General features: G+C 54.8%; 18 protein-coding genes. 2 read left to right on the forward strand and 16 right to left on the reverse strand.

The features are described from left to right. The 11 genes from F8I07_RS03055 to pheS all read right to left on the reverse strand — a co-directional run. Positions 1 to 401, reverse strand: a 401-nt coding sequence (locus F8I07_RS03055; RefSeq protein WP_292655585.1) for an elongation factor P, incomplete at its 3' end; no start/stop codon positions are given. Between the two features lie 78 nt (positions 402 to 479). Then, complete coding sequence (locus tag F8I07_RS03060) at positions 480 to 2213, reverse strand: efflux RND transporter permease subunit (RefSeq protein WP_292655588.1); 1734 nt, start codon at positions 2211 to 2213, stop codon at positions 480 to 482. Then, a complete protein-coding gene (locus F8I07_RS03065) occupies positions 2210 to 3823 on the reverse strand; it encodes an efflux RND transporter permease subunit (protein WP_292655591.1) in 1614 nt (537 codons plus the stop codon). Before F8I07_RS03065 ends, F8I07_RS03060 begins: the two co-directional genes overlap by 4 nt. After that, entirely contained in the window at positions 3820 to 4629 is an 810-nt protein-coding gene (locus F8I07_RS03070) for an efflux RND transporter periplasmic adaptor subunit (protein WP_292655593.1), read from the reverse strand. Before F8I07_RS03070 ends, F8I07_RS03065 begins: the two co-directional genes overlap by 4 nt. Beyond that, the gene (locus F8I07_RS03075; protein ID WP_292655595.1) at positions 4626 to 6014 is read right to left on the reverse strand and encodes a TolC family protein; all 1389 of its coding nucleotides are present in this window, start codon (positions 6012 to 6014) and stop codon (positions 4626 to 4628) included. The genes F8I07_RS03070 and F8I07_RS03075 overlap by 4 nt, the downstream gene beginning before the upstream one ends. 188 nt (positions 6015 to 6202) lie before the next feature. Next, the gene (gene serA / locus F8I07_RS03080; RefSeq protein ID WP_292655598.1) at positions 6203 to 7795 is read right to left on the reverse strand and encodes a phosphoglycerate dehydrogenase; all 1593 of its coding nucleotides are present in this window, start codon (positions 7793 to 7795) and stop codon (positions 6203 to 6205) included. Positions 7796 to 7813: 18 nt separating this feature from the next. Beyond that, on the reverse strand, positions 7814 to 9481 hold the full coding sequence (locus F8I07_RS03085) for a 30S ribosomal protein S1 (RefSeq protein WP_292655600.1): 1668 nt from the start codon (positions 9479 to 9481) through the stop codon (positions 7814 to 7816). 104 nt (positions 9482 to 9585) lie between these two features. Beyond that, positions 9586 to 10443, reverse strand: a complete 858-nt coding sequence (locus tag F8I07_RS03090; protein ID WP_292655602.1) for a 4-hydroxy-3-methylbut-2-enyl diphosphate reductase — start codon at positions 10441 to 10443, stop codon at positions 9586 to 9588. Then, on the reverse strand, positions 10440 to 11729 hold the full coding sequence (gene aroA / locus F8I07_RS03095) for a 3-phosphoshikimate 1-carboxyvinyltransferase (protein ID WP_292655605.1): 1290 nt from the start codon (positions 11727 to 11729) through the stop codon (positions 10440 to 10442). Before aroA ends, F8I07_RS03090 begins: the two co-directional genes overlap by 4 nt. Beyond that, the gene (pheT, locus tag F8I07_RS03100) at positions 11726 to 14062 is read right to left on the reverse strand and encodes a phenylalanine--tRNA ligase subunit beta (RefSeq protein WP_292655608.1); all 2337 of its coding nucleotides are present in this window, start codon (positions 14060 to 14062) and stop codon (positions 11726 to 11728) included. The genes aroA and pheT overlap by 4 nt, the downstream gene beginning before the upstream one ends. Further along, positions 14059 to 15051, reverse strand: coding sequence for a phenylalanine--tRNA ligase subunit alpha (gene pheS, locus F8I07_RS03105; protein ID WP_292655612.1), 993 nt, complete (start codon positions 15049 to 15051; stop codon positions 14059 to 14061). Before pheS ends, pheT begins: the two co-directional genes overlap by 4 nt. 122 nt (positions 15052 to 15173) lie before the next feature. Between pheS and F8I07_RS03110 the strand changes: the two genes are divergently transcribed. Beyond that, entirely contained in the window at positions 15174 to 15527 is a 354-nt protein-coding gene (locus F8I07_RS03110) for a histidine triad nucleotide-binding protein (RefSeq protein WP_292655615.1), read from the forward strand. A 27-nt stretch (positions 15528 to 15554) separates the two neighbouring features. Here F8I07_RS03110 and argH read toward each other — a convergent pair whose 3' ends face one another. From argH to F8I07_RS03125, 3 genes are all read right to left on the reverse strand, one after another. Further along, a complete protein-coding gene (gene argH, locus F8I07_RS03115) occupies positions 15555 to 16946 on the reverse strand; it encodes an argininosuccinate lyase (protein ID WP_292655617.1) in 1392 nt (463 codons plus the stop codon). A 232-nt stretch (positions 16947 to 17178) separates the two neighbouring features. Beyond that, positions 17179 to 18090 (reverse strand): polyphosphate kinase 2, encoded by a 912-nt coding sequence (gene ppk2, locus F8I07_RS03120; protein WP_292655620.1) that lies wholly within the window; start codon positions 18088 to 18090, stop codon positions 17179 to 17181. A gap of 135 nt (positions 18091 to 18225) precedes the next feature. Further along, positions 18226 to 18867, reverse strand: coding sequence for a phosphoribosyltransferase (locus F8I07_RS03125; RefSeq protein WP_292655623.1), 642 nt, complete (start codon positions 18865 to 18867; stop codon positions 18226 to 18228). A 105-nt stretch (positions 18868 to 18972) separates the two neighbouring features. Between F8I07_RS03125 and mnmH the strand changes: the two genes are divergently transcribed. After that, complete coding sequence (gene mnmH / locus F8I07_RS03130) at positions 18973 to 20079, forward strand: tRNA 2-selenouridine(34) synthase MnmH (protein WP_292655624.1); 1107 nt, start codon at positions 18973 to 18975, stop codon at positions 20077 to 20079. A 329-nt stretch (positions 20080 to 20408) separates the two neighbouring features. On the opposite strand, the gene F8I07_RS03135 is transcribed toward mnmH, so the two are convergent. After that, positions 20409 to 20819, reverse strand: coding sequence for a thioesterase family protein (locus F8I07_RS03135; RefSeq protein ID WP_292655626.1), 411 nt, complete (start codon positions 20817 to 20819; stop codon positions 20409 to 20411). Next, positions 20816 to 21859 carry a selenide, water dikinase SelD gene (gene selD / locus F8I07_RS03140; protein ID WP_292655628.1) on the reverse strand — a complete coding sequence of 348 codons (1044 nt, stop codon included), beginning with the start codon at positions 21857 to 21859 and terminating at the stop codon, positions 20816 to 20818. Before selD ends, F8I07_RS03135 begins: the two co-directional genes overlap by 4 nt. Positions 21860 to 22093 lie beyond the last annotated feature (234 nt).

Below are 22093 nucleotides of genomic sequence, written 5' to 3' on the forward strand. Positions count from 1 at the left end.
TCCAGGACCACGGTCTGGGGGATCTCCACGGTGATGGGCTTGCCGTTGTGGAAGAGGATATCCGCTTCCATCCCATCGATCATGAAATCGAAGACCTCGCCCACCTGTTCATGGGTCAGACCGATCTGATCGAAGGTCTCGCTGTCCATGAACTGCAGAAACTCTCCGTCGTCGTAGAGGTATTGCATCTTCTTCTGCTCCAGGTTGGGGACCTCGAACTTGTCACCGGCGTGGACCGTCTTTTCGATCACTTTGCCGGTGGAGAGGTTGCGGATCTTGATCCGGACGAAGGCGGCGCCTTTGCCGGGTTTGACGTGTTGGAACTCGATCACTTTGTAGGGGTTGCCGTCGATCTCGAGGCGGGTACCTTTTTTGATATCCCCCATTCCGATAGTTGCCATAGCTTACTCCTGAACAATATATTGATGGAGAGATTATAGCGAAGTGAGGATAAAGAGCCGGGCCCGGGCCCGAAATCGTCAGCGGGTGATGGAGATATCGTTGGGATCGTGGTGGATCGGATTCTCGTCATCTCGCTCCATCGCCTTGGCATTGTCGAGAAGGACCGGGACGAAGATCAGCGAAACAAAGACCGCCGCTACGGTTCCTGAGATCAGCGCGACCCCGAGTCCGCCGAAGATCGGGTCGCTGGCCAGCAGTGCCGAACCGAGAATGATGGCGATGGCGGTGAGCATGATCGGCTTGGCCCGGGTCGCCGAAGCGACAGCGATGGCCCGTCGTTTGGGGAAGCCTTTGGCCTCCATCAGCGCCTTGGCGAAGTCGATCAGCAGCAGGGAGTTCCGGGAACTGATCCCCATCAGGGCGATGAAACCGATCAGAGAGGTCGCCGTCAGGAAGAAGGTATCCCGGGTCACCAGATCCGCCACCCAGTGCCCCACGATGACGCCGATAATGGAGAGGAAACTTCCGATCAGAGTAATCGTCGGCAGCGTATAGTTTTTGTAGTAGATCACTAGGAGGAGGAAAATGAGTACCAGGGCACCGATGAAGGCGCCCCCCAGATCCCGGAAGGTATCCAGCGTCACCTTCATCTCCCCGTCCCAACGCAGCAGGATTTTCTCGCCGGTTTTGGGATCGGTCAGGTGCAGGTCGAACATGTAGGTGGACATCCCGGGCTCTTTTTCGACTTTGTAGCCGCGCTTTTTGAAGTACTCGATCATCCGGTCCCGGGCCTCCAGCAGCGGATAGACCTGGGACTCTTCGTCCGCTTCGGCGGTGACGTTGATCATCCGGTGGAGGTCTTTTTGCATGATGCTGGGCTGGGAGTCCACCTCTTTGATCTGGACCACTTCGCTGACGGGGACCATCATCCCTTTTCGGTTCATCAGATTGAGCTCATTGAGCTTACTTTTGAGCGCTTCTATATCTTTGGTCCGGAAAAGCTTGGTCCTCGGATCGAGTACCTCGAAGATCTGGATCTGATCCGGTTCGTTGGCAGAATTTTTGTGGGCCACAGCCATTCCCTCAAAGGCCAGATAGATAATCTTGTTAACCTGATCGACACTGAGTCCGCTGCGGGCGATCTTCTCTTTGTCGGGGATGAGTTCGTACTTTTTATAGATCTCATCGGCCATAATATCCACATCCACCAATTTTGGCGTCTTTTTCAGAATCACCGCCACCTCTTTGGAGAGTTCGCGGATCTTTTTGAGATTGTGACCGGTCACCTCCACAACAATCGCCGCCAAAGTCGGCGGTCCTGCCGGCTGTTCCACAAACTGGATTACACTGCCGGGGATCACCGGTTCACAGGCCTTCTTGACGACGGGGCGAAGCCGGTGGACCATCATGTAGGAGGTCTCGTCCCGTTCATGTTTGTCGGTCAGGTTGACGGCGATCTCGGCAAGGTTTTCGCTGTTTTTCATCCCCGAGCCTTTGACCAGGCCTGCATAGTCGAGAGGAATCCCCATCCCGGCATAGATCTCCATGTCGGTGATCTCAGGTTCCTTTTTGAGATGGTCCACAATGCACTGGCTTACCGCCTTGGTCTGCTCGATAGAACTGCCGGTGGGAGTCTTGACATAGACGGAGAAGGTGTTGTCACTTTTCCCGGGAAGCATCTTGGCCTTGACGATTTTGGTCGGCAGCATCATCACCGATGCCGCCAGGGCGATCAGGGTCAGAAGGATCACCAGCGTTTTTTTGCTCTTACTCTCCAAAATAGCATAGACGAAGTTCTCAAATTTTTTCATTTGTGACCTCCGTCATGGTGATGAGCTTTGGGTTTTTTGAGCAGTTTCAGACTCAAATAGGGGGTAAAGATATAGGCAACGACCAACGAGGCGATCAAAGCCACCGGGACGTTGAGGGGAATCGGCTTCATAAACGAACCCATCATTCCCCCGACAAAGAGCATGGGGATCATGGTCATAATAATCGCCAGTGTCGCCACATTGGTCGGTGCACCGATCTCGTCGGTGGCCTCTACCAGGATCTCTTCCATACTCCGTTCGGGAGCATCATGGGCATGGAGATGGCGATGGATGTTTTCGATGACGATAATCGCCGCATCCACCAACAAACCCAGAGAAAGGAGGAAAGCAAAAAGGGTAATCCGGTTGATCGTCTGTCCCGAAATCCAGGCGATAAAGAGGGTGACGGCCAGAATCGCCGGAACGGTCAGGGTGACAATCAGCGCCTCCTTGAAGCCCAGGGCAAAGACCAGCATCACGGCGATGATCACGATGGTAATCAATAGGTGGTCGACAAGTTCGTTGACCGCATCGTTGGCCCGTTTTCCATAGTTCCGGGTCACAATGTAGCCAAAACCGTTTTTACGGAACTGATCTTTGTACTCTGCCATCAATTTCAATACATCGTTGGCCACAAAAACGGCATTGGTTCCGGCCAGTTTGGAAACGGTCAACGTGATCTGTTGCTTGATCGGTGAAAGCTTCGCTTTACGGATCTCCTCGAGATCCTTTCCTTTTTTGAACCCCACATAGGCAGTTTTGAAATTCTGGAAATCGATCCCCCGCTCAACACGGGCCACATCCCGCAAATAGATCGGTGAACCCATATATTGCGCGACAATGATATTTTTCACATCATCTACATCGTTGATGGCATTTTTGACGCCGAAGATAAGAAGTTTGTGGTTTTTGGTGTGGCCTTTCACATCGGGGACATCGACGGCGATAGACTGGATCGCCTTCATGATCTGTCCCAGCGAAAGATTGTAAGCGGTCAGCTTGCTAAGATCCACTTCGACGTTGAACTGAGGTTTGTGCGCTCCGACGAGAGTCGTCTTGGCCACGTTTTTGACGGCGTTGACCCGCTGTTGGATACGCCGCATCAGCGGAAAGAGCTTTTCGTAATCGGCCTTCTGTCCCTCGAGGGGGTAAAAGGCGAAGGTGAGGATGGGAATATCGATATCGATATCGAAGGGCTTGACCAACGGCTGCATCACCCCTTTGGGGAGATGATCCATATTCTGCATCACTTTGTCGTAGAGTTTAAGGTTAGCATCTTCCCGGCGCTCTCCGATTTTGTAGACGACGTTGACGATCCCCACGTTGTGCATGGCTATCCCGTAAACATGATCCACCCCTTTGATCTCCCGGATCTTACGCTCCAGGGGATTGACAATGACATTTTCGATCTCTTTGGGAGTGGCTCCGGGCATGGGAGCGATGACCGCTCCACCGGAGATGGCGATCTGGGGATCCTCTTCCCGCGGCATCACCTGCAGAGAGATGAAGCCTAACAACAGCAAAGAGATCCCCAATACCAGCGTCAGGGGATTTTTCAAAAAACCCAGGGCCAGTTTACCGGCGATATCCTTCGGTTGATAGTTGATCATTGTTTTTTATCCTCTTCGGGGATATAGACTTTGGCATACATTCCGGGGAAGACGAAGGCATCTTTCTTATCGAAACTGATCTTGACCTTGAACTTGTGGGTCATGGGGTTGGAAGCGGGGATAATGGCACTCACCTTACCCTCGGTTTTCAGCCCGATAGAAGGGATCTCAACCGTGACCTTTTTTCCGATACGGATATGGATCAGATTACTCTCGCTGATCTCCACGAGGACCTTCAGATGTTTCAGATCGGTAATGACCAGGGCGGGCATCCCGGGGATCTGCATATCACCCTCGTTGAGTTTTTTGGCCACAACGACACCGTCGTTGGGAGCCTTGATCGTCAGATATTTATACTGGTTGAGGACCGCCTCTTTCTGAGCTTCTGCCTGCTCGACCTGCTTCTTGGCAATCTCCACCATATCCCTCATATTTTTGGCAGCCAACTCCAACTGTTCCAATTCAAATTTGGAAACCATGTCTTTCTTATAGAGTCGTTTGTTGCGAGCCAGATTCAGCAAAACATTATTGAGTTGATTCTGATTCATCTGCAGAGCCAAACGGGCTTGGGAGATCGCCAGATCTACCTGTTTGACCGCTGCTTCGATCTCTTTGGAATCGATCTCATAGAGCACCTGCCCCTTTTTGACCATATCCCCTTCGCTGACACGCATATTTTTTACAAATCCCATAAAACGACTGGTAATCATCTTTTGATTATCGGAGATTACCGTACCGCTCAGCTCAAGAACGTTAGCAAAGATCATCCCGCCGGCCAACAGGGCCATCAAGAGGATTTTTTTCATGAACGACCTCCCATGTCGAGTATTTTTTCAAGCTCAAAGACTTTTTCACTGTGTTTGTTGGCAACCTGCAGGTACTCCAAAAGCACCTGCAGCTCAATGGACTGTTTGATCAGAACATCGGTGATGGAAGCCAAACCTTCTTTGTATTTGGCTTCATAGGTCCGATAGACTTCACGGGCAAGATTCAGCTGCTTTTGTTCGCTGCGCAGGTCATACTCCAATGAGCGGATTGCCGTCTGAAGCTTCTGCACTTTCAAAGCGATTCCCTTGCGTGCCAGTTCTACCTGCCGTGCCACTTTCATATGGCGTACTCTGGCCTTTTCCAGTTTTGCTTTGTCACTCCCACCGTTAAAGACATTGAGTTTGAATTGCATTCCGATCGTAAAAAAGTCCTTTTTCGCAAAATCGTTCCAAAGGGTATTATCGGCACTGCCGTACTCGGCAAAAGCCCCGACCATCGGCAGAAAATTGGCTTTTTCCGTCGCGATGGCGTGGCGGGCAACTTCCAGACCCATTTTCGCCTTCTGAATGTCGAGACTCAGTCGCTCGATGTTCCGTTTATTGATCCGGGGAGCGTGAATGACCAGATGGACCTTTCTGATTGAATCGACCTTCGTATCGAGAAGAAAGGAGAGGAACTGATAGGCAAGGTCCCGATTGAGTCTGGCCTGGTTGAGCATGCTGTCAACCTTGGCCAGGCGGGCTTCGATCTCCAGGACATCGGTCTTTTTGGTATACCCCTCTTTTTTCATCTCCAGAATGGTTCGTTTGAGTTTGAGCATATTGCGGCGGATTTTTCGAAGATTGTAGACGTAACGCTCTACCAGCGTAATATTGTAAAAGGCCTTTTTGACTTGAAAGATCTTTTCATCCCGAAGTTTACGGGTATCGAGCTTACTCATCTCATAAAGTTTTCGGGTAATCTTCTTGTATTCAGTAAGTTTCCCACCGGTATAGATAGGAACCTGGTAATTAATTTTGGTGACAAAATGGTTTCTGGGTGCCGGATAGTTCAATTCATGTGGAGGTTTGTTATACATATCGGAACAGGCTTGCTGATCTCCCCCCTGGCAAAGCCCCGAATTGGTCATAAACTCTTGCGCTCCGAAATCACCAAACGTTGCCTCTCTACTTTGCAGTTTGAATCCAAAAACATTTCCCGCATCATTGGAGCGAAGCGCTTGCAAAGTAATGGTCGCAGAACCCCAATTTTTCCCCTCGACCGCCAGTTCATCATATTTTTTCATTACTTCATCAAACTGAGCCACTTTGATCTCAATATTCTTTTTGTCCAAAAGATCCAAAGCGTGATCGAGAGTAAGATTCTTAAGTCCGGCAAAAAGCGGAAGAACACCGATCAGTGTTAGTGAGAGTATGCGCCACATGTTAAGCTCCTGTCAATACGATGCAATTTTATGCATTATAGCAAAAAATATGAAGATATGAATAGTTGAATAATCAATAGTTAACTAAGTATAAATATTCCGCGAATTATAGCAAGCTGTACTTATGCAATTCTTTAACTGAAGTGATCGAAGTGAGAATGTTAGAGCATTATAAAGAGATCAAAGGGTCAAAGAGCAACCGCTTTGACACTGATACAGGCGGGAAGTGCCGCCAATTTGTCGATGAGATCTTTGCTGATCTCCCCGTCAACCCGGACGACGGCGAGGGCCTGTCCTTTGTTGTCCCGTCCTAGACGGAAATCGGCGATATTGATCCCCTGCTCCGCAATGATCCGTCCTACATCACCGATGACCCCCGGTTCATCGTTGTTTTTGAAGAGAATCATCCGCCCTTTGGGCTCTAGATCCAGGGTATAACCGTCGATGTCGACGATCCGCTGGAGGTTCTCTTCGAAAACCGTCCCGCTGATACGGAACACCTGACCGTTTTGTGTCGTCAGTTTTACCGTCACCAGGTTTTTAAACCCTTTAGCATCAGGAATCGTCTCTTTGAGGATTTCGATTCCACGCTCTTTGGCCACATATTCGGCATTGACATAGTTGATACTGTCCGCCAGAGACTCACTCATCACCCCGACAGTGGCGAAAGTCGCCAAAGAGTCGATATATTCAGAGACCGGTCCTTCGGCGATCACCTTGATCGATTTGGCACCGCTCTTGGGCACCTGAGCACTCATATAAGCGATCTTCTGGGTCAGTTCCAGGAACGGCATCACAAAATCCGGCAGTTCGTTTTCCCGGATGGGAAGGTTCAGTGCATTGGGATAGGCAATTCCCTTTGCCGCGGCAATGGCATTTTCTGCCGCCTGAACGGCGATATTGCGCTGGGATTCGCGGGTATTGGCTCCCAGATGGGGAGTGACGGTCACATTGTTCAGATCCAGGAGCGGATTGTCGATGGCCGGCTCTTTGTTGAAAACGTCGATCCCCGCCATAGCAATCTTACCGCTTTTGAGCCCTTCGTAGAGAGCCTCTTCGTCATAGAGACCTCCCCGGGCACAGTTGATGAGGATCACCCCGTCTTTCATCTTGGCGATCTCTTCTTTGCCGATCATACCGATGGTCTCTTCGGTTTTGGGGGTGTGAATCGTGATGATGTCACAGGCGAGGATATCGTCAAAGTTCTCCGTGTAGGCGATATCGAGATCGGTCGCTTTACTGGGATCGATATAGGGATCGTAAGTGATCACTTCCATCTCGAAGGCTTTGGAACGCTTTCCGACTCTGGAACCGATATTGCCGAAGCCGATGATCCCCAGTTTCTTGTCTTTGAGCTCGGTACCGTACCAGTCCTGGCGTCGCCAAACCCGGTCGATTTTGAGATTGTTATGGGCATAGGGAAACTGCCGGACACAGGCCAGCATGTGCGCCATGGTCATTTCGACGGCGGCGATCGTATTGGCGGTGGGCACGTTCATGACGACGATGCCCAGCTTGGAACAGCCGGGAATGTCCACGTTGTCCACCCCCACACCGGCCCGGACGATCGCCCGCATCTTTTTTGCCTGGCTCAGAAACTTCTCGTCGACGTCAGTGGAACTGCGGGTAATAGCGACATCGGCCAGAGGGACATATTTTTCAAGAAGTTTGTCTTTGGGCTCATCGGCGGCGTTGATGAGCTCTACCTCCGGATCGGAGGCAAGAATTTTGAGTCCGCTCTCATGAATATGATCGCAGACAAGGATGGTATATTTGGACATCGAATCGATTCCTGATTTTTATTTTTTGAGCTGGTCTTTGATCAAATCACCCAGCGTCATACTGTCATCCTGCTCCTGATTGAGCTGGTCGAGAGCTTCACGCTCTTCCTGGCGTTCCAAACGACGAACGGAGACCCGGATCCGATCGTTGCGGGGATCGATATGGGTAATGACCCCTTTGATCTCCTGACCGGGCTCGATCTCGTCAAACTTCAGCGGATGGAGATCCTCGGTACGGATCAATGCATCCACATTATCATCCAGAGCGATAAAGACGCCGAAATCTTTTTTGTCTTTGACGGTTCCGGTAACGATATCACCGACTTTGTGGGTATCGGCAAAGGCTTCGACGGGGGATTTTTCCAGAGCTTTGCGACTCAGAGAGATCTTGCCGGCGTCGGTATCGATCTTGATGATCTTGACCTCTACCTCATCCCCGACGTTGAAGAGATCCTTGGCCCGTTTACTCTTGTCCCAGGAGGCCTCCTGGTTATGCAGCAATCCTTCGACATTGTCAATCTTTACAAAGGCACCGAAATCGGTCAGCGAAGAGACCGTACCGGTCACGATATCGCCGACACGGTGGTTCCGTGCGAACTCCTCCATGGGCTTGGGAAGCAGATTTTTCAGGCTGACGCGCAAGCGGCGCTTCTCTTTGTCGATCTCGATCACTTCCACATTGATCTCTTCACCGACAGTCAAATAGTCTTTGGGGTGTTTGACATTCTTGTCCCAGGAGATCTCAGAGACATGGAGGAAGGCTTCCAGATCTTCACCCAGATCGACAAAGACACCGTAGGGTTCGATATTGCTTACTGTTGCAGTGACGGCATCACCGACCCCCAGGATCTCGTCAATATTCTCCCAGGGATCGGGGTTGGCCTCTTTGATAGAGAGGGAGAGATGACGTTTCTTTTTGTCGTAATCCAACGCAACGACGTTGACTTCGTCCCCTTCCTGGAAATATTTGGAGGGGTTGACCGGTCCTTTGTGGGAGATCTGGGAATAGTGGACCAGACCGTCCATCCCGCCGACATCGACAAACATTCCGTAGCTGGTGATCTTCTTGACGGTTCCGACGACAGGCTCTTTACTCTCGAGAAGTTTTTCAACGATCTCCTGGACTCTTGCCTTGTCCCGCTCGATCAGCTCTTTGCGGGAGATGACGACAGAGCCTTTCTCCTTGTCCACTTTGACAATGACTCCCTTGACCTTTTTGCCCACGGCGTCGGTCTTGGAACTGAGGTAGGAGAGGGTTCTCGGCATGAAGAACTCCAACCCGTCCGCTTCGACGACGTAGCCGCCTTTATTTTTCTTGGTGACGACACCTTCGACGATGTACTCCTGCTCTTCGTCGTACTCTTCGATAAACTCGTTCATCGCCTGGCGCTTTTTGGCCAGATCATAAGAGACCATCGGACGCTCTCCCCGGCTGCCGGTGATCACGACAGGAAGAGTCTCTCCCTCTTTAAAGAGAAGATTCCCCTCTTCGTCACGCAGCTGATCCAGGTTGATAAAGGCTTCGTTTTTCCGGCCGATATCCACAATCGCCTGGTTCTCTTCTTCGTTGATCTTGACGATGGTTCCCTCTGTCAGGTCCCCGCTGCTGCGGTCTTCCTTTTTGAAAGACTCCTCCAGCATCGCTTCAAAATCAACGTCCTCGATTTCGATGTCTTCGAACTTCATATACCTATCCTTACTTTACTCTGAGTTTGGCGCTAATTATACTCATTTTAGTTTAAATCTGGATAGGAAAGCGGTAAATGTGTGTGAGGCGTAGAGGAGCGGCCTCAGGGGGCCAACTCTTTTTCGACACGAACAATCTCACGGATCCGGTCGATGACATTCTGAACGATCCAGTCGGGCGTGGAGGCTCCGGCACTGATCCCGCAGAGCTCTTTGCCCCGAAACCAGGCCGGATCGAGTTCGTTTTCATTCTCCACGAGATAGCTGTCGTCACAAAAATTTTTGCAGATGGAGTGGAGCTGTTTGGTGTTGGAGGAGTGTTTGCCCCCGATGACGATCATCACGTCGGCCTCTCTGGCCAATTCCGCCGCGGCATCCTGGTTTTCAAAAGTGGCGTTGCAGATGGTATTGAAGACCCGTACCTCTTTGGCCCGGAGAACCAGTGCATTGACAATCTTCATGAAATCGGCCGGCTTGCGGGTGGTCTGGGCGACGATGGCCACCTTGGACCCCAGAGGCAATCCCTCCAGTTCCGACTCTTCGAGAACTACAAAGGCGTTGCGGGGATCCTCGGCATAACTGACGACTCCTTTGATCTCCGGATGGTTCCGGTCACCGAAGATGACGATGCTGTACCCCTCCTGACTCATCTTCTCCACGATCTGCTGCGGTGTCGTGACGTAGGGGCAGGTGGCGTTGATGATCTCTTTGCCTTCGGCTTTGAGTTTCCGGTACTCCTCCTTGGGAATGCCGTGAGTCCGGATGACGATAGAATCGACCTGCTCCGCCTCCTCGAAGCTCTCCACCAAGCCGATATTGAAGTGCTCTCGAAGACGATCGATCTCATCCTTGTTGTGAATCAAGGGGCCGTAGGTGGCACTGGAGGGGTGTTCCTCGGCGATTTTGATTGCCCGTTTGACCCCATAGCAGAAGCCGTAGGAGGAGGCGAGTCGTATTTTCATATCTGTACCTCCGTGATCCGGGAAAGCATCTCGAAAAAGTTGGGAAACGAGGTAGCGACGCAGTCGATATCTTCGATCTCCATCCCGCAAAGCAGCCCGGCAATCGCGAAGCTCATGGCGATGCGGTGATCCCCATGGCTGTCGATGGTCGCCCGGCGAAAGACGCCCCCATGGATGGCATAGCCGTCGGGGTATTCTTCGGTCTCGATTCCGCAGGCCTGCAGCGCGGCGACCACCGATGCGATCCGGTCACTCTCTTTGACCCGCAGCTCGGCGGCATTGCGAACCCGGCTGGTCCCCTCCGCCGTCGCCATGGCCACCGCCAAAGCCGGCAACTCGTCGATGAGCCAGGCGATGCGCTGGGAAACCTCTACCGCGGCGAGTCGTCCGTTATAGGCAACACGGATCTCTCCGATAGGCTCGTAGATATCTTCATGCAACCGATACTCCACCGCCGCCCCCATGGCTTCCAGGACTTTGAAAGCCTCGATCCGGGTCGGATTGAGAGTCACCCCGGGGATCCGCACCTTCGCGCCGGGAATGATGGCTGCCGCTACGGCGAAAAAGAAGGCGCTGGAAGGGTCGGCCGGGACGGTGATATCCAAAGGTTCCAGCGGTCCCTTCGGCGGCGTGATGCAGATCCATCCCTCTGCCTCGGTAGTGATGGAGACTCCCATCCCCCGGAGCATCCGCTCGGTATGGTCCCGGCTGAGAAAAGATTCACGGTAATGACTGGGGGCATCGGCTCTGAGCGCCGCCAGAATCATCGCCGATTTGACCTGGGCCGAATCGACGGGGGATTCGTAACGGAAGGCTTTGAGCCGGCCGCCACGGATATGCAGGGGAGCCAGATTCCCCTCTTCCCGACCGTCGATTTTGGCCCCGATACTCTGCAGAGGGGCCGTCACCCTCTTCATGGGACGGGAGCGGAGGTAGCGATCTCCGGTCAGGACAAAACTCCCCTCCACTCCCGCCAGGAGCCCGCAGAAGAGTCGCATCCCGGTCCCGGCATTGCCGCAGTCGAGGATATCGTCGGGTTCCCGCAGCTCCGCAGGAGGCGTGATGCGGATCACGTCCCCCCGATCCTCGATCTCGGCTCCCAATTGCCGGGCAATGGAGAGGGAAGCCATCGTATCCTCTCCCCGCAGAAAATTGCGTACGGTAGAGGGCCGGTCACTCAGTAGCGAGAACATGGCACAGCGATGGGAGATCGACTTGTCGGGAGCGATCGCCTCCAGGCTCAGGTCAAAGGGGGTCCCGCAGGCCTCAACGACGGCACGGTTCATCGCAGTCGGGCTCCGCAGGCCTCTTGCAGGGTGGTGAGGATCCGCTGCATGACCCCTTCGATCGCTTCATCGGAGAGAGTTCCTTCCCCGGATTGGAGGAAGAAGCGAAGCGTCATACTCTTTTGATCCCCCAGCTGTTCATCCTCGTAGCGATCAATGGGGAAGAAGCGCCGCAGCAGGGGCTCTTCCAGCTTTTCCAGGGCCTCTTCCATCGTCCGATAGGGCAGTTCCCGATTCACCAGCAGACTCAGATCCTTGAACGTTCCCTGAAAATTGGAGACGGGCTCCGCCTCGATGTGGGGCGGGATCAGGGCGTCAAACTCCAGTTCGGCGATGAAGGTCTCTTCCAGACCGAAAGCCTCCGCCGCTTTAGGATGCAGCTTGCTCAGCCATCCCGCCGGACGGTCACCGATCCAGACCGTCGCCGACTGGTAAGGGTGGATCAGTCCGTGGGTTTCGCTGCATCGCTCCAAGCGAAACGCTCCGATCACACCGCCGAGTTTCCGAACAAAACGGGCGAAATCGATACGCGGCGGTTTGCCCTGGTTGCTGACCGACGCCTCTTCCGCTTCGCCGCTCCAGAGAAACGCCATCCGCTCATGTTCCAGACGCTCGGTATCGAAAACCGATCCGATCTCGAAGAGAGGGATCCGTTTTTTCCCATAGCTGACGTTGCGTCGGGCCGCCTCCAGAAGGTTGAGGCTCAGGGTGCTTCGCAGGGTGCTGAACTCCTCGACGATAGGATTGAGCAGATCCTTCGACTCTTCCAAAACCGGAAAGCCGTAAGTTTCCAGCAGCTTCCGGTCGGCAAAAGCATAGGTCACCGCTTCGAAGAATCCCTCAGCCACCGCCCGCTGTCGCAGATCCCGGCGGATTCTGAAACGGCGGGTACTCTCGGTCAGACGGTTCTGCTCGGTCAGATCCAGCGGTCGAGCCTGGATCTGATTGATCCCGACGATCCGCAGAATCTCTTCGGCCACATCCTGAATGTTACGGATATCGTGCCGCCATCGAGGGATCGTCACTCCGAAACGCTCAGCGCCCGCATGATGGATCACGAAACCCAAACGCTTGAGAATGGTATGGATCGTCCCTTTGGGAATCTCCTGGCCGATAACGGCATTGAGTTTCGGAATATCCACACTCAGGATCCGATCCTCCCGATCCGATTCCAGGCTCAAAGGCGTTTTACTGAATCGGCACTCCCCGGCAACATGACAGCGGTTCTTGAGATATTCCGTCCCCAGAGAGATCTCCGGTTCACTCCCCCGGGAACTACGATAATAAAGCGCGTCGGTCTTCTCCCCTGTTTCAGCCACAGCCGGGACCAGGAGTTCCGGATCAATATAAGAAGCTTCCAGCAGAATTTCGTCAGAGTCATCCGTCGCCGCATATTCCAGATTGGAAGAGATTCCCACCAGAGAAAGGCGACGACCACCGCTAGTGACCTCCACAAAGCCGGGCATTTTCTGCCCGATCTCCAACGGAATCTTCCCCGCCTCATCTTTGAGTTGTCCGGCATCATAAGCACGGAGAATCACACCGGTCGCATGGGTACTATAGGCCAGATGAGCATCAAAAAGATTCTCGTTCAGCGCGTCGACCATCGCCAGTCGCAAGCGCATCAGGAAAGGGAGGATCAAGCGCTCTTTTTCCACAAAGATGTAGAGAAGGTCCGCCTCGATCCTGCCGTGGGTATGGAGCTCTACAATCCGGGCGATCCCCCGGGACATCGTCTCCACGGAGGCGCTCTCCACCCGATGAAGTTCCCGATCCAAGGCCGCACTCAGATCCCGGGCGACTCCCCGGATACTGAGGCAGTCCCCCCGGTTGGCCGTCAGCTCCAGCTCGATGACCGTATCGTTGAAGTCGGGGTACTCCGCCAGCGGCTTGCCGGGGATCATCTCTCCCAGACTCTCATCCAGGATCATGATCCCCGCCCCCGTCTCGGGCAGTCCCAGCTCGGACGAAGAGCAGATCATCCCAAAACTCTCCACGCCTCGCAGTTTCGCCGGTTTGATGGCGAAGTCGCCGGGCAGGACCGCTCCGACGATGGCCACTGCCACATACTCCGCCTCTCTCACATTGGCGGCTCCACAGACGATCTGTAACGGCTCGGCCTCTCCCACATCGACACGGCAGAGATTGAGCTTGTCCGCATCAGGGTGTTTTTCACAAGAGAGGACCCGCCCCACCACCACCTTGGACGGCATTTGGAACCGCTGCATACCATCAACCTCCAGGCCGATACTGTTGAAGGTATCGTGGAGCTGCTGATCACTGATCCCTTCCAGGTTGATAAACTCTTCCAGCCATCTACGTGTTACGATCATCTGAACTGCTCCAACAAACGAATATCTCCTTCAAACAGCGACCGCAGATCGGGAATGCGGTGCAACAGCATGGCAAAACGTTCCACTCCCAGCCCGAAGGCGTAGCCGCTGACGTTTTCGTATCCGACCGCCTTGAAGACATTGGGATCGACGACACCGCTGCCCAGGACTTCCAACCAGCCGGTATGGGAACAGACCCGGCACCCTTTGCCTTCGCAGAAGATACAGCTGATATCCACCTCGGCCGAGGGCTCCGTAAAGGGGAAGAAGCTGGGACGGAAGCGTACCTCCACCTCACCGAACATGTGGTGCAGGAAGTCGGTCAGGATCCATTTGAGATTGGCGAAGCTGACTTTGTCCCCCTCTTCGACGACCAGCCCCTCCACCTGATGGAACATCGGGGTGTGGGTCAAATCGTAGTCCCGGCGGAAGACCGCCCCGGGAGCGATGATCCGAATCGGCGGCTTCTGGCGCATCATGGTACGAATCTGTACCGGAGACGTGTGGGTACGCAGGAGCATCCCGTCGCGGAAATAGAAGGTATCCTGCATGTCCCGGGCGGGATGGTGTTTGGGGAGGTTGAGCGCCTCGAAGTTGTGAAAATCGTCCTCCACCATAGGCCCGCTCTCTACGGCGAAGTTCATCGCCACGAAATAGTCCACGATCTTATCCATCGTCTCCCGAACGGGATGCAACGCCCCTTTTTCGGAGAGGTTGGAGTACATCGTCACATCCAGAGCCTCCGCCTGAAGCTGCGCCTGAAGTGCCGCCTCTTTCAGGGCTTCCAGCCGCGCATCAAAAAGGCGCTGCAGCTCTGCCTTGCGACGGTTGAGCCCCTCGGCAAAGGCCTTTTTTTCCGGGCCGGGGACATCCTTGAGTTTGGCGAACTCCGCCGCCAGAATTCCTTTTTTCCCAAAGATTTCGATCCGGATCTTCTCCAGCTCCTCCAGGGAAGAGGCCGATTCGATCTTCTCTTTCAGTTGATCCAAAACATTCTCGCTTTCTGTAATGAAATTGCCGTGATTTTATCCAAAATGTGATGAGAGTGCCAAGGTGATCTTGCGCTATAATCCGGGATAGATTCCAAAGAAGACCACCGAAGGAGTGAACAATGTGCATTTTCTGCAAAATCGTCGCCGGAGAGATCCCCAACAACACGGTCAACGAAAACGAAGAGTTCCTCGCCTTTCATGACCTCTACCCCAAGGCCCCCATCCATGTTCTCGTCATCCCCAAAAAACATATCTGCTGCTTCCAGGAGACCGATCCGGAGACCATGGCCAAAATGACCCCCTTTATCCAGGAGACCGCGACCAAGCTCGGAGTGGACGAGACCGGTTATCGCCTCATCTGCAACAACGGTGAGGACGGCGGGCAGGAGATCCACCATCTTCACTTCCATCTTCTGGGCGGCGGCAAGCTCAAATGGGATCACCTCCACGAGGATGCCCGAAAAAACATCTGATCCCTAACCGGATCGGATTCGAACCTCTCAGATCTTCAACGCCTCCAGCCACTTCTCCAGACGCTCGATCTGCTCCCGTGTCCGTGCGCTGGCCGTACCTCCCTCTGATACTCTGGCATTCATCGAGACCCGATTGTCCAGCAGTCCGCAGGCCTCGGCCGTGATCCGCTCATCGACCGAGCGAAGCTCTTCGGGCGTCATCTGGGAGATATCCTTGCCCAGCTCCTCGGCTCGGTTGACCACATTGCCCACGATATGGTAGGCATCGCGGAAGGGCAGGCCCGCTTCGCGTACCAGCCAGTCGGCCAGGTCGGTGGCGGTCAGATGCCCCTTCATACAGGCGGCTTCCATCGCTTCGGCATTGACCTCCATCTCGTCGATCATCTCCCGCAATACCCGCAAGCTAAGCTCCGCGGTGCGCACACTGTCGAAGACCCCCTCCTTGTCCTCCTGGGTATCCTTGTTGTAGGCCAGGGGCAGCCCCTTCATCACCGTCAGCAGACTCATGAGATTGCCGTAGGCCCGGCCGGTCTTGCCCCGCAGCAGCTCGGGGATGTCGGGGTTTTTCTTCTGGGGCATGATGGAGCTGCCGGTGGCGTGCTTGTCCGAGAGGCGCACGAAGCCGAATTCGCTGGTACTCCAGAGGATCAGCTCTTCACTGAGGCGGCTGATATGCATCATCATCGTCGCGATGTTGAAGAGGATCTCCAGAGCGAAGTCCCGGTCGCTGACGGTGTCGAGACAGTTGAGCGTGGGTTCGCGAAAGCCCAGTGCTTTTGCCGTACGGCGCCGGTCGATGGGATGGGGCGTTCCCGCCAGAGCCGCGCAGCCCAGGGGGGAGAGGTTGTTGCGTTCGTAAGAGTCGAGGAAGCGCTCCAGATCCCGGCGAAACATACTTGCATAGGCAGTGAGATGGTATCCCAGGTTGGTGGGCTGGGCGTGCTGGAGATGGGTCATCCCCGGCAGCAGGGTTTCGGTATGGACTTTGGCTTTTTCCAGCAGGGAGGTGATGAGCTCCCGCAAAAGCGCCGCAATCTCCAGGTCGTGCCGCAGCACATACATCCGGAAATCCACCGCCACCTGGTCATTGCGGCTGCGGGCGGTATGGAGCCGCTTGCCTGCGTCGCCGACAATCTCGGTCAGGCGCCGCTCCACGGCCATATGGATATCTTCATCATCGCCTTCCAGCGAGAAAGCGCCGCTCTCGATCTCCTCCAGTACCTGGGCCAGTCCCCGCTCGATCGCCGCATAATCCTCGGGGCTGATGATCCCCTGCTCTTTGAGCATTTCGGCATGAGCCAGAGAACCGCGGATATCCTCGCGGTAGAGGGCCTTATCGAAAGGAAGAGAGTTGTTGAGCTCCTTGAGCAGCTCGGAACTCTCGGCCGAGATGCGGGCGGAAGCGATCTTTTTGGACATGTCTGACCTTTGATGAAGGATGGAATTTGCGTATTTTATCCAACTTTATCGTTTGTCGTTTGAACGGAGCTCCGCTCCTCTTTGTCATTTGAATCAAAAAGCATTGCCCTGCAATGCAAACCGAAATCATTCACCATTAACCATTCATCCAGGAGCCTGAGGCACGGTATAGCAATCCCCCACTACAAAGCTTCATCATTCTCCATCCTCCATTCTCAATTCTCCATTCCTTTCATCCCTTTTCCTGGTGGGAGCGGCGGTGGTAGCGTTCGACGATATCGGGATCGTGGTGGAGGTTGATGACGGCGTCTTTTTTGCCGTCATAAGGAATCTGAGAGAGGACGTAGCGGATCGACTCGAGGCGGGCCCGCTTTTTGTCGTTGCTGTCGACGATGATCCAGGGAGCGTAGCTGGTGTGGGTACGGCTGAACATCTCCTCTTTGTAGTAGGTGATCTGATCCCACATCTCCTGGGCCTTCTGATCCACGGGACTGAGCTTCCAGTGTTTGAGAGGGTTGGTCATCCGCTCCTTGAAGCGCTTCTGCTGGGTCTCTTTGCTGATGGAGAACCAGAATTTGATCAGGATGATCCCGTCGTCGATGAGGGCGTGTTCAATCTCGGGGACCTCTTTCATGAACTTCTCATACTGCTCCGGGGTGCAGAATCCGTAAACCGGCTCCACGATGGCCCGATTGTACCAGCTCCGATCGAAAAAGACGATCTCCCCCGGATCGGGCAGATGTTTGAAGTAGCGTTGGAAATAGAACTGCCCCGTCTCCACCTCGGTGGGTTTGGGGAGGGCGGCGACGCGGAATTTGCGGGGATTGAGGTACTGGATGAAGCGCTTGATGGCCCCGCCTTTTCCCGCGGCGTCCCGTCCTTCAAAGATGATCATCACCCGCTTTTTGTTCTCGTAGATCCAGTTCTGGAGTTTGATCAGCTCCACCTGCAGCTGGGTTAGCTCCTGCTCATACTCCACATTGCGGACGATCTTGGCCAGCTTTTTCTTCTGCAGCAGCTGGGAAAGCCCGCTTTTGGTCCGCAAAAGCTGGAAATTCTTCTCCAACTCCTTGACGATCTTTTCTCCCTCTTTGTCTTTGACATGCTTTTTTAGGGCTTCCAGATCCTGAAAAATGGTCTTCATCGCTCCTCCTTCTCTCCGAAAAATAGGTATATTTTTTGATTCTACTCCTGCCGAACTTAATGGAAAATATAATCGGAGAAAAATCTAAGCACGAAACCAGGCGATTGAAATCCCTCCCGACGGATCAGCGCAAAATCACCGCCCGTGCTCCCGCCGCCAGCGCTCCATAATCGCCAGCACCTCCTCGTCACTCACATCGTACCAGTTCCGGTAGACCTGGGCGACGGCATGAAAGTCCGGCGGAGACTCCAGCACCACCAGATCGTCAGCCAGGCGGCTGAACTCCGCCACGGCATAGGGGCCGGCGACGGGGACGGCAACCACGATCCGGGCCGCGCCCGCTTTGCGGCACATCTCCACGGCGGCATGCATGGTCGATCCCATCGCGATGCCGTCATCGGTGAGGATCACCGTCCGTCCCTCCAGTGGAGGAAGAGGACGCCCGCCCCGCAGGACCTGGATCCGCCGCCGGATCTCCTCCTGCTGCTGCCGGATGATCTCCAGGACCTCCGCTTCGTTCAGGGGGATGGAGGCCCGGGGATTGATATAGATCGTTCCATCCTCGGCAATGGCACCGAAACCACTCTCCGGATTGAAGGGATACGGGAGTTTCCGACAGATCAGCAGATCGAAATCGGCCTCCAGATACCGGGCGATCTCATAGCCGATCTCGGTCCCGCCCCTAGGAATCGCCAGGACCAGAAGCCCCGGCGTTCCCCGATAGCTCTCCAGGGCTCTGGCGAGCCTCTCTCCCGCATCTTTGCGATCCTGAAACATCGGCGCCTCCTTCTTGAATATTTCATTCCCTATCATAACAAATCTCTCCGGAACAGCTGTGCTATAATTCCGGCAGATTTCTCCAGGCCAAAGGACGCCGAAACCGTGCAATCCTCTCTCCCTCTGATCGACGATTTCCGTTCTGTCGTCACCGAAGCCCATCCCCTGATCGACCTGCGAGCACCCGTGGAATACGAGCGGGGCTCTTTCCCCGATACGGTCAATCTCCCTCTCCTCACTGACAAAGAACGTGAAGCGGTGGGGACCACCTACAAACAGGAGGGCAACGAAGCGGCCGTCGCCATGGGACACCGGCTGGTGAGCGGGGACGTGAAGGAGGAGCGCATCGCCGCCTGGATCGACTTCATCCGGAAACATCCCAACGCCTACCTCTTCTGCTGGCGGGGCGGACAGCGCTCCAGGATCGTCCAGGAGTGGCTGGCCGAACGGGGGGTCATCGTCCCCCGTCTCAGAGGAGGGTACAAAGCCTTCCGGCGCTATCTGATGGAAGAGAGCCTCCGGCTGGCCCAAGAAAAAGAGGTCCTCGTCATCGGCGGACGCACCGGCAGCGGCAAGACCCTGCTGCTGAAAAAGATCCCCGAAGCGATCGACCTGGAGGGAATCGCCCGCCACCGGGGCTCGGCGTTCGGACGTTACGCTGCCCCTCAGCCGCCCCAGATCGCGTTTGAAAACGCTCTGGCCTACGCCCAGATCCGCCACGACGAAGCGGGCCATCGCCGTCTGGTGATCGAAGACGAAAGCCGCAACATCGGCCAGCGTTACATTCCCCCGGAACTCTTCGCGGAGTTTCAAAGAGGTAAAGTGATTCTCCTGGAGACGCCGTTGGAGAAGCGGATCGAGATCACCTACGACGACTATATCCTCTATGCCCAAAAGGAGTACGACGAAGCCTATGCCAGAGGTGAAGCTCCCTATGACTGGTACGAGACGATGCAGCACAACTTCCGCCGTATCCGCAAACGGCTGGGAGACGAGCGCTACCGACGCTTCAGCGCCATGCTCGAATCGGCCTGGGAGGAGCAGCAGCGCACCGGCAACCCCGAAGGGCACAAAGCCTGGATCCGAGCCCTGCTGGAGGAGTACTACGATCCGATGTACGACTATCAGATCAGTCGAAAAAGCGAACGGATCGTCTTCAGAGGAGATGAGCGGGAGGTTCTGGAGTATCTCGCTTCACTGCGGGAACAGTAGAAAGTCGCACGCACGGCCCTTCGGGCCTCAAGTCACAAGATTTGTCCGTCGTTAGTCGTTTGAACGGGGCTTCGCCCCTCTTTGACAATCGATCTGTGCTATGTGTTACGTGCTACGAAATGCGCCCATTGGGCGCACCAAAATTCTCCATCCTCCATTCTCAATTCTCAATTCCCTCGTGGGATAGCAATCCCACGCTACAACTCAATCCCCTGGATGCTGAATCAAGTTCAGCATGACGACAAGAAAAAACGGCACTGATCAGTGATCGCGTTGCGAAGCAACGCCCCGCAATCCAACATCCAACATCCAACATCCAAAATCCAACATCACCGAAAGCGTTCCGCGATCTCCCCGGGAATCCGTCGGGGGCGCAAGGTCTCGGCATCGACCCAGATCCACTCGCTCTCTCCTTCGCAGATTTTCTCCCCATCGCCGATCCGCCGGATCTCGTAGCGCCGCAATGCCTTCACTCCACGGATCTCCTCGATCCAGCTGCGCAGCTCCAGCTCCTCCCCCGCAAAAGCCGGCCGGTGATAGCGGATCGTGTGGGAACGGGCGACCCAGGTGGCACCGTATTCACTGATGCAACGCTCCATGGGCCAGCCGGCCGCTTCGGAGTGCTTTTCGGCCGCTTCGAGCATCCATTCGATATAGCGGAGGTTGTTGACGTGGCCGTTGAAGTCGATAGCCGATTCGGGGACGGTGAAGGTTTTGCGATAAACCGGCTGAGGCTTCATGAGACTATCAGGGCCTTTTCGCCGGCGGGGAGTACCTCTCCCACGATCGCCGCATATTCGTACCCTTCGTTTCGCAGCCGATTCTGAAGCGCCTGGGCCTCCTTTTCGGCCACGGCGATGAGGAGCCCGCCGCTGGTCTGGGCATCGTAGAAGAGGATGTCGTCGGGCGTCTCGATCTCCCAGCGGGTCTTGGCATCCAGATAGCTTCGGTTGTTGTAAGTCCCTGCGGGAATGATCCCCATCGCCGCCATCTCCAACGCTTCAGGCAGAAGGGGGAGCCGGTCAAAGTCGAAACGCAGACTCACCCGCCCTTTGCCGCTCATCTCGTAGGCGTGTCCCGCCAGGCCGAAGCCGGTCACGTCGGTGCAGGCGCTCACGTCGAAACACCGCATCGCCAGGGAGGCGCGATAGTTGAGCTGGGCCAGGATCGCCGCGATACGGCGCACCTGCACCTCTCCCAGGAGATCGGCCTTGATCGCGGTGGTGAGCACCCCCATCCCCAGGGGTTTGCCCAGAATCAGCAGGTCCCCGATTCTGGGGGTGTCGTTGCGGTAGATCCGCTCCGGATGGGCCAGCCCCGTGACGCTGAGGCCGTAGGTCATCTCCGGCGCTTCGATGGTGTGCCCCCCGACCACCACTCCGCCGCATTCTCTCACCTTCTCGGCTCCGCCGGCCAGGATCTCTCCCAACACCTCCTGCGGATGGTTGCAGGCATCGAAACCGACGATGTTCATGGCCGTCATCACTTCGGCCCCCATGGCAAAGATATCGCTGAGGCTGTTGGCCGCTGCGATCTGTCCGTAAAAGTAGGGATCGTCCACTACCGGAGTGATCACATCCAGCGTCTGCACCAGCGCCCGCTCACTGTCGAGACGGTAGACCGCCGCATCTTCGCTGCTGCCGATTCCCACGACCAATCGCTCATCATTGCTCACCAGATCCGCCAAAATATGTGAAAGGTCCCCCGGACCCAGTTTGGCGGCTCAACCGGCGGCTTTGACGAACTTGGTCAGCTTGTGACTGTTGTCAAGTTCCCGCATTCGGATCTGCTCCTTTTCCAAAACTATGGCTTTTTCCCGATATTATCTCCAATTTTGCATAAGGAACGGATCTTCACGGTTCGACGTAGTGAATCACTTCCAATCGTTGAGCTCTCTGAAAAAACCCAAGAGTTACGTTTGTGTCATCCTGAACTTGATTCAGGATTCATGGTTTAATGGACATTCAATGCCATGGATTCCGGATCAAGCCCGGAATGACGGTTGTTTTTCAGA

This window comes from Nitratifractor sp., assembly GCF_015487065.1.
Classification (GTDB): Bacteria; Campylobacterota; Campylobacteria; order Campylobacterales; family Sulfurovaceae; genus Nitratifractor.

What these genes read in the sequence shown, in the direction of transcription:
- F8I07_RS03060 (WP_292655588.1), bottom strand. Translation starts at nt 2,213, where the DNA reads ATGAAAAAATTTGAGAACTTCGTCTATGCTATTTTGGAGAGTAAGAGC.
- F8I07_RS03065 (WP_292655591.1), bottom strand. Translation starts at nt 3,823, where the DNA reads ATGATCAACTATCAACCGAAGGATATCGCCGGTAAACTGGCCCTGGGT.
- F8I07_RS03070 (WP_292655593.1), bottom strand. Translation starts at nt 4,629, where the DNA reads ATGAAAAAAATCCTCTTGATGGCCCTGTTGGCCGGCGGGATGATCTTT.
- F8I07_RS03075 (WP_292655595.1), bottom strand. Translation starts at nt 6,014, where the DNA reads ATGTGGCGCATACTCTCACTAACACTGATCGGTGTTCTTCCGCTTTTT.
- serA (WP_292655598.1), bottom strand. Translation starts at nt 7,795, where the DNA reads ATGTCCAAATATACCATCCTTGTCTGCGATCATATTCATGAGAGCGGA.
- F8I07_RS03085 (WP_292655600.1), bottom strand. Translation starts at nt 9,481, where the DNA reads ATGAAGTTCGAAGACATCGAAATCGAGGACGTTGATTTTGAAGCGATG.
- F8I07_RS03090 (WP_292655602.1), bottom strand. Translation starts at nt 10,443, where the DNA reads ATGAAAATACGACTCGCCTCCTCCTACGGCTTCTGCTATGGGGTCAAA.
- aroA (WP_292655605.1), bottom strand. Translation starts at nt 11,729, where the DNA reads ATGAACCGTGCCGTCGTTGAGGCCTGCGGGACCCCCTTTGACCTGAGC.
- pheT (WP_292655608.1), bottom strand. Translation starts at nt 14,062, where the DNA reads ATGATCGTAACACGTAGATGGCTGGAAGAGTTTATCAACCTGGAAGGG.
- F8I07_RS03110 (WP_292655615.1), top strand. Translation starts at nt 15,174, where the DNA reads ATGTGCATTTTCTGCAAAATCGTCGCCGGAGAGATCCCCAACAACACG.
- argH (WP_292655617.1), bottom strand. Translation starts at nt 16,946, where the DNA reads ATGTCCAAAAAGATCGCTTCCGCCCGCATCTCGGCCGAGAGTTCCGAG.
- ppk2 (WP_292655620.1), bottom strand. Translation starts at nt 18,090, where the DNA reads ATGAAGACCATTTTTCAGGATCTGGAAGCCCTAAAAAAGCATGTCAAA.
- F8I07_RS03125 (WP_292655623.1), bottom strand. Translation starts at nt 18,867, where the DNA reads ATGTTTCAGGATCGCAAAGATGCGGGAGAGAGGCTCGCCAGAGCCCTG.
- F8I07_RS03135 (WP_292655626.1), bottom strand. Translation starts at nt 20,819, where the DNA reads ATGAAGCCTCAGCCGGTTTATCGCAAAACCTTCACCGTCCCCGAATCG.